Genomic DNA, 14,435 nt, shown 5'->3' with positions numbered 1-14,435 from the left:
AGCAACGCTTGCGCGATCGGTCGGCCGCCCGCATTGCCGCCCACCGGGGCGGGGCACGAAGCTGGTCGGACAGGCATGAACTGTCTGACGGTGCGCACCCGCGCACCCCGGGAAGGATCTTCGTGAGCATCACCGTCGAGGCCAATCTCGTCGCCGGCCGGTTCACCACCGACGCCGCCGGCGATCCGATCGAGGTACGCAATCCCGCCGACGACTCCGTCGTCGGTCATGTCCCGGCCATGGGGCCCGCCGACGTCGACGCGGTGCTCACCGCCGCCGTCGCCGGCGCGCGCACGTGGCGCGCCACCGGACACATCGAGCGAGGCCGCGTGCTGCTGAACGCCGCCGCGCTCATCCGCGACGACGCCGACGCCCTCACCGACCTGATCGTCGCCGAGATGGGCAAGACGACCGCCGAAGCCCGCGGTGAGGTCGGCAAGGCCGCGGAGTTCTTCGAGTACTACGGCGGCATGGGCCGGGCACCCTTCGGCGAGCTGCTCCCCGACGCACGCCCCGGCACCTTCTCGATGCAGATCGTCGAGCCGGTCGGTGTCGTCCTGCTGATCACCCCGTGGAACGATCCGCTGCTCACACCCGCGCGCAAGCTGGCGCCCGCCCTCATCAGCGGGAACGCCGTCGTGATCAAGCCGGCCACCGAGACCCCGATCGTCACGCTGCGGTTGGCGGCGATCCTCGACCGCGCCGGCCTTCCCGCCGGCGTGCTGGGCACCGTCACCGGTCGCGGATCCCAGATCGGTGACGTGCTGGCCACCGACAGCCGGTTCGCCGCGGTGTCGTTCACCGGCTCGACCTCCGTCGGGCTCGGCCTGCAGCGCAAGCTCGCCGGCTCCGGGGTGCGCGTCCAGACCGAGATGGGCGGCAAGAACGCCGCCGTCGTGCTCGCCGACGCCGACCTCGACCTGGCCGCAGCCGTCGTCGTGGCAGCGGCGTTCGGCCAGGCGGGGCAGCGCTGCACCGCCACCAGTCGGCTGATCGTCGAGCGGTCGATCGCCTCCGAACTGCGGGAACGGGTCGCGACCGCGGTGACCCGGCTGCGCGTAGGCAGAGGCGACGCACCGGTGGACGTCGGCCCCGTGGTCAGCCGGGGTCAGCAGCAGGACATCCAGGACCGTGTCGCCGCCGGACTCGCCGAGGGTGCCACGGTTGTGGCTCGCGCACCGCTGGCCGACGGTCTTGCCGCCCAGGGGGCGTTCGTCGAGCCGCTGTTCGTCGCGGTCCAGCCGCAGAACAGCCTGTGGCGGGAGGAGGTCTTCGGGCCGGTGCTGAGCATGGTCACCGTCGACGGTCTGGACGCGGCCATCGCCGCCGTCAACGACTCGGCCTACGGCCTGTCGTCGGCGGTCTTCACCCGCAGCCTCGACGCCGCGCACCGCTTCATCGCAGAGGTGGACACCGGTCAGGTCTCGGTGAACCAGCCCACGAGCGGCTGGGACATCCACCAGGGTTTCGGCGGGTTCAAGGAGTCGGGCTCCGCCTTCAAGGAGCAGGGCACCGCCGCGCTATCGTTCTACACCCGCATCAAGACCGCGGCAGTGAGGAGCCACTGATGGCCGAACGCATCGGGATCATCGGCGGCGGCATCGTAGGTGTCGCCCTCGCGCGCACGCTCGCCCAGCGCGGCGCATCGATCACGGTGCTGGAGAAGGAGCCGCGGCTGGCCCAGCACCAGACCGGTCGCAACTCCGGCGTCGTGCACGCGGGCCTGTACTACGCCCCTGGGTCGCTCAAGGCCACCCTGTGTGCCGCCGGTCGGGTGTCGATCCGGGAGTTCTGCGAACAGAAGGGCCTGCCCTACCGCGAGGTCGGCAAACTGGTCGTCGCCGTCGACGAGACCGAGCTGCCGGCACTGGCCGAGATCCAACGACGGGCGATCGCCAACGGCGTGCCCGACCTGGTGCGCATCGACGATGCCGCGCGACTGCACGAGATCGAACCGCACGTGGCGGGGGTCGCCGCCGTCCATTCGCCCCACACCGCAGCCGTCGACTACGCCAGCATCACCGAGGCGATGGCGCAGGACGTGCGGGCCGCGGGCGGCGAGATCCGGCTGGGGCACGAGGTGACCGGCATCCATCGGGAGAACGGCACCGTGCGCGTGGTGACTCCGGTCTCTGAGGACGTCTTCGACCGGCTGATCGTGTGCGCCGGACTGCAATCCGATGTCGTGGCGAAGCTGGTGGGGGCCGACGCGTCGCCGAAGATCCTGCCGTTCCGCGGCGAGTACTGGGAGCTCGCGGCCGAGCGCACCGGCCTCGTCAACGGGATGATCTACCCGGTGCCCGACCCGCGCTTTCCTTTTCTGGGCGTGCACTTCACGCGTGGCGTCTACGACAACGTGCACGTCGGTCCCAACGCCGTGCCGGCGCTCGCCCGGGAGGGGTACAACTGGCTGCAGATCTCGGCCAAGGACACCTGGGAGTCGTTGCGGTGGCCGGGCGCGTGGCCGTTGGCCAAGCAGCATTGGCGCATGGGGGTGGATGAGATCAGCAGCTCGCTGATCAAGCCGCTGTGGTTCCGCAAGGCGCGCCGGTTCGTGCCCGAGCTGAAGATGAGCGACCTGACCCACAAGACCGCCGCCGGCGTGCGTGCCCAGGCGTGGGGGCGCGCCGGCGAGCTGCTCGACGACTTCGCGGTGGACCAGGTGGGTCCCGTGACGCTGCTGCGCAACGCGCCGTCGCCCGCCGCGACCAGTTCCATCGCGATCGCCGACTACGTCGTGACGCACTACCTCACCGCCGCGAAGGCATAGCGCGGCGGCTGGCTACGATGGCGAAATCATGAGAATCGTCGCGCTGTACGGCACGGAATCCGGCAGGGCCGAGGACGTCGCCCGCGGCGTCAGCGCAGCCCTGGCAGGCCCAGGCACCGAGATCGACGTGATCGACATGGCCGATGCCACCACCGACGTCTTCGCGCCCGACGCGCTGTACCTCATCGCCTGCGCCACCCACGGCGGCGGCGAGCTGCCGGGGTTCGCGCAGTTCCTGCACGACGATCTCGCCGACCTCTCCCCCGACCTGACCGGTGTTCAGTACGCCGTGTTCGGGCTCGGCGACACCTCGTACCGGGAGAAGTACAACCGGGGCGCGCGCCAATTCGACGCCCTACTCACCTCGCTCGGCGCGCAGCGGGTGGGTCCGTTCGGCGAACACGACGAGATCTCGCGACAGGATCACGTCGCCGTCGGCGTCGCCTGGGCGCGGGAGGTGCTCGCCGGGCGAGCATCGTGAGCGACACGACCGGAACGTCCGCGGACACGCGGCAGATGCTGCTGCGGTTCGCCCCGATGATCTACGGGCCGACGTTCCTGTTCGGCCTGGGGGAGGGCGCCCTCGTCCCCCTGCTGCCGGTCATGGCCGCCGCCCTCGGCGCCGACCTGGCGCAGGCGGCGCTCATCGCCGCGGTCATCGTGGTGGCCCGCCTGGTGGGCAACCTGCCGGCCGGTTGGGCGGTGGCCCGCATCGGCGAGCGCCGCACGATGGCCATCGCCGGCTCCGTCGCCCTCGCCGGCGGGATCGGCGTGCTGCTCGCGCCCAGCGTCGGGGTGCTCGCGGTGTCGGTGCTCGGCATCGGCCTGTGCGCGTCGGCATTCGGGCTGGCCCGCCACGCCTTCATGACCACGCGCGTCCCGCTGTCCTATCGCGCCCGCGCGCTGTCGGTGCTGGGCGGATCGTTCCGGCTGGGCATGTTCGCCGGCCCGTTCGCCGCGGCCCTGCTCCTGGCGATCTTCGGCACCGAGTCAGCCGCCGCCTGGTTCTTCATCGGATGCCTGGCCGCACTGATCCTGCTCGTGCTCGTGGCACGCGACCCCGAGGAGGATCTCGCGGCGGCAGGGATGCTGCCGATGCAGACCCGGCGCGCGGCACGCAACCCTGATGCCGCGCCGTCGGCCGCCCGGCCGTCCCCGGACGGGGTGTTCGCGACGATGTGGCACCACCGCGGCGTGCTCGCCCGTCTCGGCCTGCCGGCGGCGACCCTGTCGGCCATGCGGCAGGCGCGTGTGCACCTGCTGCCGCTGTGGGGAGTCTCGCTGCAATTGGATGCCGGGACGATCGCACTGGTCGTCGGCATCACCGGGGCGCTGGAGTTCGCACTGTTCTACACCAGCGGTCAGATCATGGACCGGTGGGGCCGGCTCTGGGCGTGCCTGCCGTCGATGATCCTCATGGCGGGGGCGTTCCTGGGCCTGGCCCTCACCCACGATCTGCCGCACGCGGTCGGCTGGTACATCGCCGTGGCCGCTGTGGTCGGCGTGGGCAATGGCCTTTCCAGCGGCATCCTGATGACCCTCGGCGCCGACGTCGCGCCACCGGGCGATCCGGCGCCGTTCCTCGGATCGTGGCGGACGCTGACGGATGCCGGTGCCGCCGCGACACCACTCGTGCTGGCCGGCGTCACCGCCGCGGTGTCGCTGCCGGCGGCATCCGCTGTCATCGGGGTGATCGGGCTGCTCGGCGCCGTCGGCTTCACCCGCTACGTCGCCCGGTTCGTGCCGCACGCCCGGTGACTGCGGCGCTCGCGACGCTTCGGTCGTCGCAAAGTGCCCCTCCCCGGTGCCGAAGCGTCCCTTCGCGACGACCGAACCCGGGCTCGCCCGAGCGCCTCGGGCGAGGGGTCGCAACGGGGTGCCATGCTCGTGCCATGGCCAACCGCCTCGTCACCGCCCTCCGCCGCCTGCTCGCGCCGGTCACCCGCACGCGCACCTTCCGGCGCATCGCGCCGACGGCACTGCCGGTCGCCGAGCGCTTCCTCGCGCGCGTGAGCGGCGGCAGGCTCATCGTCTCCGGCATCCTGGTGCCCTCGCTCGTGCTGCACACGATCGGGGCCAAGAGCGGTCAGCCGCGCGAGACGCAACTGATGTACACGCCCGACGGGCGCGGCGGCGCGATCGTCGCGGGCACGAGCTTCGCGCGCGACGCGCACCCCGCCTGGACGGCGAACCTCGCCGCCCATCCCGACGCCGAGGTCGTGGTGCGCGGTCGGCGCCATCGCGTGCACGCGGAGCGCATCCCTGCCGCCGAACGCGACGCCGCGTGGGCGCTCATTGAAGCGCAATGGCCCGGCTACCGGCAGTACGAGCGCGACTCCGGCCGCACCGTGCGCCTGTTCCGCCTCACGACGGATGCCGCCCCTTCTCCGTTCACCGGTCGGCTGTAACCGTCTGGCTCACAGCGCGACGGCGACCGTCACCTCGGTTTGCGCCGCCATCAACCCCGCGACCCCGTCGCGCAGCACCTGCACCGCCGAGCCGGTGTTGTGGGCGGTGAGCGCCTCGCGCGAGGCCCAGCGTTCGACGATGACGAACGCGCCGTCGTCGGCCAGATGCGGGTCGTACTGCAGGCAGCCGGGTTCGGCACGGATGCCGGCGACGGCGGCCCGCACGGCATCCGTCGCCTGCTCGAGGTGCTCCGGTGCCGGGTGCAGCCGGGCGACGACGGTGACCGCGCTCATGCCTCGTTCCCCCAGATCATCGTGGCGAACGTCTCGACGTGCTCCAGTTTGCGGCGCTGCTGCTCCAGCGTGAGTGCGGCCGGACGATACGCGGCCTGCTGGAACCCACGCTGCGGCAGGAAGCCGATGCGGTTGTACTCGTGCTGCTCGATGGCCAGATCCAGCCGCGCCATCACGGTGTCGATGTCCTCGAGACCCGCGACGGTGGCATCCACGATGCCCAGGCCGATCTGCTTGTCGTCCGGCACCAGCGCGGGCAGGTTCTGCGCGACGGCGGCATCCGAGTGGTAGGGGAACGTGAACTTGTCGAAGGCACTCGCGAACAAGGCCTCGGCCCGCGCGGTGTCCACCGGCGCGTCGAGGTGATCGCCCCACCCGACGGTGAGCGCGACCTTCTGGTCCTCGTCGGCCTCGAGCCCGGCCACGGTGGCGTTGTCGATCTCGAGCGCCTCTTCGAACGAGAGCGGCCCGACCTCGCGACCGACGAGATAAGCGGAGTAGTCGGGGTTGTCCAGCTGCACGAACTTCACGCCGATCTCAAACAGCAGCTCGATCTCGTCGCGCAGCAGCTCGGCGATCGCGTCTCCGAGCGCCGCGGCGCCGGGGTACGCGCGCCGGGTGAGGTCGTCTGAGTAAGTGTGCGCCGCGAGGTGCGCCGCCGAGGGCAGCTTGACCTTGACCGGGTACCCGGTCTCGTCCAGCAGGAACCGTGCGGCATCCAGTGCGATGGGCTTTCGTGCCTTCAGCGGGCCGTCCACAACCCAGGCGCCGAAGCCGTCGGCGCTCATCTGGCCGGGCACCCGGCTGAATCCGGCGACCGACTGCAGCACGGGGCTGCGGTAATCGGCGTTTCGGAATCCTCCGTCCGTGAAGCACGACAGCGTCAGGTGACGCTGGTAGGTGATCAGCTCGGTGATCGCCTGGTCCTCGGCCTGCTGCAGATCCGCCTCGGTGATCTCCCCGGCGCGTGCCCGCGCCCGGGCCTCCTGCAGCGCCGGCGGACGCACGTTGTCACCGTGGTTGTCGATGCGGTAAGCGAAGAGATTTGCCATCGCCTGCCCCTTTCAGTCCTTGGTCTCGGCGGCGGTCTTGGCTCCCGCCCACTCGGCGAAGTCGGTCTCGTAGCCCAGCTCGGTGAGGATGGTCTGCGCGAGCGCCTCGTCCTCCTGCGGCGTGCCGCCTGATACCCCGACGCCGCCGACGAACTCGCCCTCGAGCTTGAGGGTCACCCCGCCGCCGGTGGCCACGATCGGGAACTGTCCCATGTCGCCGACCTTGCTGAAGAACACCGGGTCCGAGCTCGACCAGCCCTTGAGCATGCCGCTGGGGCGCTGCATCACCGCAGAGGTGTAGGCCTTCGAGATCGCGATGAGCGGAGTCATCGGGCGCGCGCCGTCGAAGCGGCGGACGCTCACCAGGAACCCGCCGGAATCGACGACGGCGATGCTCAATCCCTTGCCCAGCCGCAGCGCCTCGCGCTCGGCGACCGCCATGATCTTCTCGGCTTCTGCCTGCATCACATTACGAGGCATGTCAGTTCCCTTCGAGCTCATCGGTGAGCCGCTTCACCGCGGCGTTGAACAGATCGGGGCGCTCCCAATACATCGAATGTGGCGCCCCAGGGACGACTTCCAGCAACGACCCGGACATCAGCTCGTGCGCCTTGGTCACCGTCGCCGGGCTCAGCACCGCGTCCTTCTCGCCGGCGAGGAAGGCAAGTCGGATGCCGGCGGCGGCCACGTCCCCGACCGTCGGACCGTCGGTGGCGAGGTTTCGCAGGTCCTGCATGCGGGCCTTGTTGAAGGTGCCCATCTGCGTGAACAGGAAGGTCTTCGCCGACTCGTCCCGGCGGAACTGCTTCGTCAGCAGCCGGTCGATCACCGGCAGCTTCTCGGCCTCGGCGCGGTCGGCCTTCACCAGCGGGGTGATCTCGGGGTGGTCGATGCCGCCGAGGGAGTGCGCGAGGATGACTCCCCGCACCCGCTCGGGCACGCGCAGTGCGGCCTTGAGGGCCGCGGCGGCGCCGATCGACTGGCCGAGCAGGGTGACGTCGGTGAGGTCGGCATCCTCAATCACCGCGACGATGTCGCCGGGGAAGTTGAGGCTGTCGAACGAGTCGTCCTTGTCGGAGTTGCCGAAGCCGCGCAGGTCCAGGGTGACGACGGTGTGGTGGTCGCGTAGCGCGACGACCTGCTGCCACCAGGCGGCGTGGTGTCCGCCGGACCCGTGCACGAACAGGATCGGCGACCCTTCGCCGTGCTGCTCGTAGTAGATCGTGGTGCCGTTGTTGTCCACGTATGGCATGGGTGTCCCTCCTCAGGGCAGGGGCGACGGGCCGGTCGGATGCCGGCGGGTCGGAAGCGGGTGTCAGGCGGGGCGCTTGCCGTGGAAGACGAGCTCGATCATCGTGTGGTCGGGGTCGTGGATATAGCAGAACTTCGACTGGTTCTCGGGGCGCTCCACCGGGCGGGTGTGGCGGATGCCGAGGCTGTCGAGGTGCCCGAGGAAGCCGTCCCAGTCCTCCACCTCCATGGCGAAGTGGTACGGCGCCATGCGGTCCATCTCCTCAACCGGCGTGAAGTGCAGGTCGAAGCGGCCCTTGGTCATCAGCACCACCCGGGTGTTGCTCTTGGGCATCACCCGCTTCAGCCCGAAGACCTTCGTGTACCACTCGACGGTGCGGTCCACGTTGGTGGTGGGGAAGTTGACGTGGTGGATGTACTTCGGTTCGATGCTCCGGCCCTCGGAGTCGAACTTCGGCTCCGGCAGGCTGAAGCCGGGGGCCACCGGAGTGGTGCCCGCGCTCGTCTCGGTCGTGCTCATGACGGCATCCTTTCTTTGTCCGCGTCGGCGACGACGCGATTGGTGAGTGTCCCGATCCCGGAGATGTCGATGTCGATGACGTCCCCCACGGCCATGGGGGTGTTGCCGTCGGCGCCGAGCCACAGCACGTCGCCGGGTCGCAGGGTGATGTACTTCGTCATCTCGACGATGAAGTCGTACGGGTCGAAGATCATGTCGCCGGTGGCGAACCGGGCATCGACCTCGCCATTGCGCCGCACCGTCGTGGTGGAGCGCAGAGGGTCGATGCCGGTGGCGATCCAGGGGCCCATCGGCTTGAACGTGTCGGCGTTCTTCGCGCGGTAGAACGTGCGGTCCGCGTGCTGCCAGGTGCGGGCGCTGACGTCGTTGCCGATAGTCCAGCCGAAGACCGCCGCGCGTGCCTGGTCACGGTCGGCGTGCTTGAGCGTGCGGCCGATGACTGCGACAAGCTCCGCCTCGGCCTCGAAACGCCCCTCGACCCCGCCGGGTTTGACGATGTCTCCGCCGTGACCGATGAGGGCGCTCTGCGCGCGGTAGCCCACCTCGGGACGGGTGCCCACCTTCACCGGGTCGTAGCCGAGCTCTTCGTGGTGCCGGTTGTGCGCCTTGTAGTTGAACCCGGCGGCGTAGAAGGTCGGCGGGAACACCGGCGGGAGAAACGCGACCGCGTCGAGCGGGTGCCGCGCGCCGGTGCGCAGCGACTGCGGGTCGTCCTGGAGAGGCGCGAAGGGGATGCGCAGCGGGTCGCCGGAGATCTCGGCGACCTCGTCGTCCTCGACGTAGCCGAGGAACTCGCGTCCGTCGCGCGCGCAGCGGGCCAGCAGCATCCGTTCGTCCTTCGCCGTCACCGCAGTTTGTGGCTGATGCGCTTGGTGACCAGGTACGCCTGCACGCCTTCCGGGCCGGATTCGCGACCGATGCCACTGTCCTTCACCCCGCCCGAGGGTGCTTCGGTGACCGATCCGCCGCAATGGTTGATCGAGAGGATGCCGGCTTCGAAGCCGCGCACCAGCACGTCGGCGGTCGCAGCCGACTCGGTGAACGCGTACGCGGCGAGCCCGAACGGTAGCGAGTTGGCGATGCGGATGGCTTCGTCGAGGTCGGTGAAGGTCGTGATCGGCGCGATGGGGCCGAACGGCTCCTCACTCATGACCTCAGCGTCCAGCGGGACATCGGTGAGGACGGTGGGGGCGTAGAAGCAGCCGGTCTCGCCGATGCGCTCCCCGCCGGTGGCCACCCTGGCGCCGTGTGCGACGGCATCGCGCACCAGGTGCTCGGTCGCCTCGACCCGTTTCGCGTTGATGAGCGGACCCATCGTGACGTCATCGTCGAGCGGGTCACCGACGACGAGCGCTTCGGCCAGACGCACCATCTCGGCGGTGAATTCCGCAGCGATGCTCTCGTGCACGAAGAAGCGGCTGGGGGACGTGCACACCTGGCCGGCGTTGGCCCATTTGGCTCCCGACGCGCGGCGAGCGGCCTGGACCGGGTCGGCGTCGGCGGCGACGATGACGGGCGCGTGTCCGCCGAGCTCCATGATGGTCGGCTTCATCAGCGCGCCGGCGCGGGCGTTGAGCTGCTTTCCGACGGGCACCGATCCGGTGAAGGCGATCAGTCGGGTCTGGGGCGCGTCGATGAGGTGCTCGGCGGTTTCGGCGCCCCGGCCGAAGACGAGGTTCAGCACGCCAGCGGGCAGTCCGGCATCGTGGAAGACCTCGGCGAGTGCGCAGACGGTCGCCGGGACCTCCTGCGAGGCCTTGATGACCAGTGCGCAGCCGGCGGCAATGGCGGCCGACATCTTGCGCATGGGGGAGCCGGCGGGGAAGTTCCACGGCACGATCGCCCCGACCACGCCGACCGGCTCGTACCGCACCGTCAGCTGCGTGTCGATGTCGGTGGGGATGATGCGGCCGTACAGGCGCCGGGTCTCCTGCGCGCACCACTCCAGGGTGCCGGAGACCCGCTGCACCTCGGTGACGGCATCCTTCAGGGGCTTGCCCTGTTCGATCGCCATGAGCCGGCCGATCTCACCCGCGCGCTCGCGCAGCAGCGCCGTTGCTTTCATGAGGATGCGGCTCTTGTCGAACGCGGACGTGTCGCGCCAGAGCGGGAAGGCGCGCTCGGCCGCGGCGAGCGCGTCATCGAGGTCGCGCGCTTCGGCCCGGGGGACCTGGCCGATGACGTCTCCGGTGGCCGGGTTGAGCACGTCGAACGTGCGCCCGTCGGCACCGTCGCGCCACTGGCCGTCGATGTACAGGCCCAGCCGCGCGCTGGCATAGATCTCGGCCGCGGCCGTGCTGTTCTCGGTGACGATGGTCATGCCAGAGCGCTTCCTTCTGATGTGTTGGGAACCGGGTTCTCCCGGTTGGTCTCGAGCACCCAGATGTGGTGCGGCGGCGTCTCGGCGTGCACGTTCGGCCCGTAGCTGTCGTCGACGCGGTCCATGTCGGCGGCGTATTCGACGCGCCCGCCCGCGGGGTTGTGGATGAAACGGAAGACATTGGATCCGACGGTGTGACGGCCGAGGCGACGGGCTTCCCGCCACCCCTTCTGGATCATGTGGTTGCCGCCCTCGATGACGTCATCGAACCCCGACACCTCGTAGGAGGTGTGGTTGGTGCCGGCGCGGTCGGGGCGGTGGCACAGCAGGAAGTTGTGCTGGTCGTCGTCGCCCTCGATCTGCATGAACACCCCCATCGGCTCCACGATGTCGGTGGCGCGGAAGTTCAGTCGCGACAGGTAGAAGTCGGCCGCTTCGCGCCTGCCTTCCTTCGGGATGTTCAGCGCCACGTGGCAGATGCGAATGGGCCGCACCTGCGGGATGGCACCGTGCGAGGAGTTCCACCGCTCGATGCGCCCGGAACTGTTGTACTTGCGCGGGTCGTAGCCGACGTGCTCGGGTCGGGTGACGGCGAGCCCCACGCCGAAGCCGGTCTCGTCGTAGGTGTGCGCGACACCGTCGGGGTCCACGTGTACAGCCCGGTCGCTGCGCAGGCCCGCCACGAGCACTTCGAGGGATTCCTGCGAGTCGACGCCCCACACCACCTCGCGGATTCCCGGCCCGCTCTCCACCGCTGCCGGAAGCTCGGGGTCCTCCAGCGGACGCAGCACCACGGTCTGGCCGACCTGGGTGGTCAGCACCGCACGGGTCGGAGTCTGCTCGCGCAGGGCGAGCCCGAAGTCGATGAAGAAACGCGTGCACTCGTCGAGGTCGTCGACACCGTAGGTGACGGACTCGATGCGTTCGATGGACATGGCGAGGGATCCTTCAGCGGTCGGGATGGGTCGAGTCTGCGCCCCGGGCCCCGGGGGCGGGAGTGGCGGGCGCGAAGGCTTTCGTTGCGCGGTCTGCACCGAGCCCGTCGTGGATGCGGGTGAGCGCCGCGGTCACGTCTGCCGGCACCCCCTCGGCATCCGATGGTCCTCCCGTGCGCCACGCCCTCTCGAGGAGGGCGGCCCACGTGCCCTGCAGCGTGGCGATCGTCGCGTCCGACAGCTCGGTGGCGTGGATGCGGATGGCACGTCCGTCGTCGGCGTCGCGCTGCGAGGTGATGTAGCCGCGCTCGCGCAGTTCACGCAGCGCCGTGCTGGCGTTGGCACGCTGCAGGCCGCTGCCGTCGGCGACGTCGGATGCCGAGCAGCCGGGGTGCCGATGCACGAAGCGCATCACCTGACCCTGGGTGGGAGTCAGGGGCACCACCGGGGTCGACTGCGCCGTACGCAACTGCACCTCGCGGGCGATGTCGATCACGAGCTCGGCGAGTTGCGTGAACGTGCGATCATCAGGGACGACGTCGTCGGGCATCCGGCCTCCTCGCCTAATGTGATTATCAAAACATAATCACTTTTCGCCGCGAGTGGAAGAGCCGCCGAGTGAGTATTCGCGTCCCCGAGTGAGTATTCGCGCGTGGACGCTCCTCGCTCGCCTGTCACGAATGGCCCGGCCAGGCGGCCATCGCGACGGGCGAGGCGTGGGCGGGTGCTGGTGGCCAGGCCCGCGAGGGCGTGCGGATAGGGTGGAACGCGATGGAACTCGTGCCGCAGGCTCGCGCAAGTCGGGCTCGGTGGGGTGTCGCGTTGCTCTTCTTCGTCAACGCCGTGGCGTTCGCATCGATCGTTCCCCGGTATGTCGAGCTGCGAGAGACGTTCTCCCTCGACAACGCCACCTTCGGCCTGGTGATCGCGTCGGGCCCGGTCGGGGCTCTTGCGGCGGGTCTGATCGCGGGTCGTCTGTTGCGGTCTATCGGCTCTGCCCCCACCGCCGTCGTGTCCTCGATGCTGCTCGGACTCAACCTCATCGTCATCTCGATGGCCTCCGACGGCTGGACGCTTGCTCTGGCCCTCTTCATCGCGGGGATTCTGGATTCCACGGGGGACATCGGAAACAACGCGCACGGACTGCGCGTGCAGCGTGCGCTGGGCAAGTCCGTGATCAGCGGCCTGCACGGTGTCTGGAGCGTGGGGGCGATCGTGGGCGGGTCGGTGGCTGCGCTGGCTCTGGCTAACGGGGTGCCGATCGGCGTGCAGCTGGTGACCACCGGCATCCTGATCGCACTGCTGTCGCTGGCAGCGGGCGTGCTCGTGCGGCTTCCGGCTGCGCCCGCCCCCGATCGGCCGTCGGTGGCACCGACCGCGGCGGGACGATTCGCGCTGTGGCCGTTCCTCGCGATCGTCGGCATCGGCATCGCCGGAGCGCTGCTCGAGGACATCGTCTCGACGTGGGGCGGGATCTACCTCGTCGACATCGTCGGCGCCGGAACGACAACGGCCGGGGCCGCATTCATCGCCTTCATGTGCGCTTTGACGCTCGGGCGGCTCGTGGGGGACGCGGCGATCGACAGGTGGGGACCGGGTCGGGTCCTCACCGTCGGCGCGTGGCTGGCTGCGACGGGATTCGTCCTGGCCCTTGCCGTCCCGGCGTCGTGGACCTCGCTTGCGGGGTTCGCGCTGGTCGGCATCGGCATCGCGACGATGATCCCGTCCGCAATGCAGGCGGCCGACCAGGCGCCGGGCCTGCGCGCGGGTGTGGGCCTGACGATCTCGTCGCTCGTGATGCGCGTCGGCTTCCTCGCCCCGCCGCTCATCGGCGCCTTCGCCGACGCGACGTCGCTGCGCCTCGCGCTACTGAGCGCCCCCGCCGTCGCGCTGTCCGTCGTCGCCCTCGCCCGAGTGAGTACTCGCGTTCCCGAGTGAGTATTCGCGCCCCCGAGTGAGTATTCGCTTCATGCCTCGACGCGCACGGTGCGCGACCGGAACCAAGCGGTCATGAAGTCAAGGAAGATCCGCACCCGCTCCGGCGTCTGACCGCCGGGTCCGTGCACGGCGTAGAGCGCGCGCGCCGGCGGCCGCAGGTGCGCCAGCACCTCGACCAGCTCGCCGGACGCCAAGCGCTCCTCGGCGGGGTTGCGAGGGATGAGCGCGATGCCGCAGTCATGCTCGAGCAGCTTCTCAATGACGAGGTACGAGTTCGCGACGACCTTGGGGTCGACGATCTTGTGGTGCACGGTGTCCTCGCCCTCCCCCAGCCGCCACACCGGGTCATTGGGGTGCAGGATGCAGTCGAAGTCACTGAGCTCCGCCACCGTCTGCGGCACACCGTTGCGCGCGAGGTAGGCAGCGGATGCCGCGAGCACGAACGGCAGTTCCGACACTCGCCGGATGAGCACGTTCGAGTCCCGCAGGTCACGCGTGTGGAATGCGACGTCGTATCCGCGATCAAGGAAGTCGTAGTTGCGATCCGACATGCCGCCGAGCTCGAATCGGAGCGTGATCTTCGGGTGCTCGCGCACGAATGCGGCGATCGCGTCGCCCACGTCGAGCGTGCCGATCCACTTGGGACAGATCACCGACAGCGGCCCCTCGGGCAGGTCGCGCGCCTGCGACAGCGAGACGTCCTCCTCCTCGATCTCGCCGAGGACGCGCTCGGAGAACTCCGCGTAGCGACGCCCGGCGTCGGTGAGGCTCACCGACCGCGCGGTGCGGTTGACCAGCCGCACCCCGATCTGCCGCTCGAGGTCGGCGACGTGGCGCGACACGAGGGAGCCGGAGATGCCGAGTTCGCGCGCGGCTCCGCTGAAGCTCGACGATTTCGCAACGGTGACGAACGTCTTCATGACGACAAGGCGATCCACGGTGATCCT

At 69.9% G+C, this 14,435-nt stretch carries 16 protein-coding genes; 6 read left to right on the top strand and 10 right to left on the bottom strand.

All coding sequences use genetic code 11. The annotated features are described in order from the left end of the window. Positions 1 to 122 precede the first annotated feature (122 nt). From QNO11_RS00660 to QNO11_RS00640, 5 genes are all read left to right on the top strand, one after another. Entirely contained in the window at positions 123 to 1,568 is a 1,446-nt protein-coding gene (locus tag QNO11_RS00660) for an aldehyde dehydrogenase family protein (protein ID WP_257508801.1), read from the top strand. Then, entirely contained in the window at positions 1,568 to 2,770 is a 1,203-nt protein-coding gene (lhgD, locus tag QNO11_RS00655) for an L-2-hydroxyglutarate dehydrogenase (protein ID WP_257508800.1), read from the top strand. Before QNO11_RS00660 ends, lhgD begins: the two co-directional genes overlap by 1 nt. 28 nt (positions 2,771 to 2,798) lie before the next feature. Then, positions 2,799 to 3,251 (top strand): flavodoxin domain-containing protein, encoded by a 453-nt coding sequence (locus QNO11_RS00650; protein WP_257508799.1) that lies wholly within the window; start codon positions 2,799 to 2,801, stop codon positions 3,249 to 3,251. A 35-nt stretch (positions 3,252 to 3,286) separates the two neighbouring features. Next, entirely contained in the window at positions 3,287 to 4,528 is a 1,242-nt protein-coding gene (locus tag QNO11_RS00645) for an MFS transporter (protein ID WP_257508892.1), read from the top strand. A 134-nt stretch (positions 4,529 to 4,662) separates the two neighbouring features. Continuing rightward, positions 4,663 to 5,178: a nitroreductase family deazaflavin-dependent oxidoreductase gene (locus QNO11_RS00640; protein ID WP_257508798.1), complete on the top strand. Its 516-nt coding sequence runs from the start codon at positions 4,663 to 4,665 to the stop codon at positions 5,176 to 5,178. A gap of 9 nt (positions 5,179 to 5,187) precedes the next feature. Here QNO11_RS00640 and QNO11_RS00635 read toward each other — a convergent pair whose 3' ends face one another. From QNO11_RS00635 to QNO11_RS00595, 9 genes are all read right to left on the bottom strand, one after another. Continuing rightward, a complete protein-coding gene (locus tag QNO11_RS00635) occupies positions 5,188 to 5,472 on the bottom strand; it encodes a putative quinol monooxygenase (protein WP_257508797.1) in 285 nt (94 codons plus the stop codon). Further along, entirely contained in the window at positions 5,469 to 6,524 is a 1,056-nt protein-coding gene (locus tag QNO11_RS00630) for a uroporphyrinogen decarboxylase/cobalamine-independent methonine synthase family protein (RefSeq protein ID WP_257508796.1), read from the bottom strand. The genes QNO11_RS00635 and QNO11_RS00630 overlap by 4 nt, the downstream gene beginning before the upstream one ends. Before the next feature lie 12 nt (positions 6,525 to 6,536). Then, entirely contained in the window at positions 6,537 to 7,004 is a 468-nt protein-coding gene (locus tag QNO11_RS00625; RefSeq protein ID WP_257508795.1) for a GlcG/HbpS family heme-binding protein, read from the bottom strand. Between the two features lies 1 nt (position 7,005). Next, entirely contained in the window at positions 7,006 to 7,776 is a 771-nt protein-coding gene (locus QNO11_RS00620) for an alpha/beta fold hydrolase (RefSeq protein ID WP_257508794.1), read from the bottom strand. A gap of 63 nt (positions 7,777 to 7,839) precedes the next feature. Continuing rightward, positions 7,840 to 8,295, bottom strand: a complete 456-nt coding sequence (locus QNO11_RS00615) for a VOC family protein (protein ID WP_257508793.1) — start codon at positions 8,293 to 8,295, stop codon at positions 7,840 to 7,842. Continuing rightward, the gene (locus tag QNO11_RS00610; RefSeq protein ID WP_257508792.1) at positions 8,292 to 9,122 is read right to left on the bottom strand and encodes a fumarylacetoacetate hydrolase family protein; all 831 of its coding nucleotides are present in this window, start codon (positions 9,120 to 9,122) and stop codon (positions 8,292 to 8,294) included. The genes QNO11_RS00615 and QNO11_RS00610 overlap by 4 nt, the downstream gene beginning before the upstream one ends. 17 nt (positions 9,123 to 9,139) lie before the next feature. Next, complete coding sequence (locus tag QNO11_RS00605; RefSeq protein WP_257508791.1) at positions 9,140 to 10,615, bottom strand: NAD-dependent succinate-semialdehyde dehydrogenase; 1,476 nt, start codon at positions 10,613 to 10,615, stop codon at positions 9,140 to 9,142. Continuing rightward, positions 10,612 to 11,550, bottom strand: coding sequence for a VOC family protein (locus QNO11_RS00600; RefSeq protein ID WP_257508790.1), 939 nt, complete (start codon positions 11,548 to 11,550; stop codon positions 10,612 to 10,614). Before QNO11_RS00600 ends, QNO11_RS00605 begins: the two co-directional genes overlap by 4 nt. 13 nt (positions 11,551 to 11,563) lie before the next feature. Then, positions 11,564 to 12,100 carry a MarR family winged helix-turn-helix transcriptional regulator gene (locus QNO11_RS00595; RefSeq protein ID WP_257508789.1) on the bottom strand — a complete coding sequence of 179 codons (537 nt, stop codon included), beginning with the start codon at positions 12,098 to 12,100 and terminating at the stop codon, positions 11,564 to 11,566. A 221-nt stretch (positions 12,101 to 12,321) separates the two neighbouring features. Here QNO11_RS00595 and QNO11_RS00590 point away from each other — a divergent pair, with 221 nt between their 5' ends. Beyond that, on the top strand, positions 12,322 to 13,488 hold the full coding sequence (locus tag QNO11_RS00590) for an MFS transporter (RefSeq protein ID WP_257508788.1): 1,167 nt from the start codon (positions 12,322 to 12,324) through the stop codon (positions 13,486 to 13,488). Positions 13,489 to 13,517: 29 nt separating this feature from the next. On the opposite strand, the gene QNO11_RS00585 is transcribed toward QNO11_RS00590, so the two are convergent. Then, positions 13,518 to 14,426, bottom strand: a complete 909-nt coding sequence (locus tag QNO11_RS00585) for a LysR family transcriptional regulator (protein WP_257508787.1) — start codon at positions 14,424 to 14,426, stop codon at positions 13,518 to 13,520. Positions 14,427 to 14,435: the final 9 nt, after the last annotated feature.

The organism is Microbacterium sp. zg-B96 (assembly GCF_030246865.1).
Lineage (GTDB): Bacteria > Actinomycetota > Actinomycetes > Actinomycetales > Microbacteriaceae > Microbacterium.
This window is presented reverse-complemented; position numbering and strand designations above follow the sequence as displayed.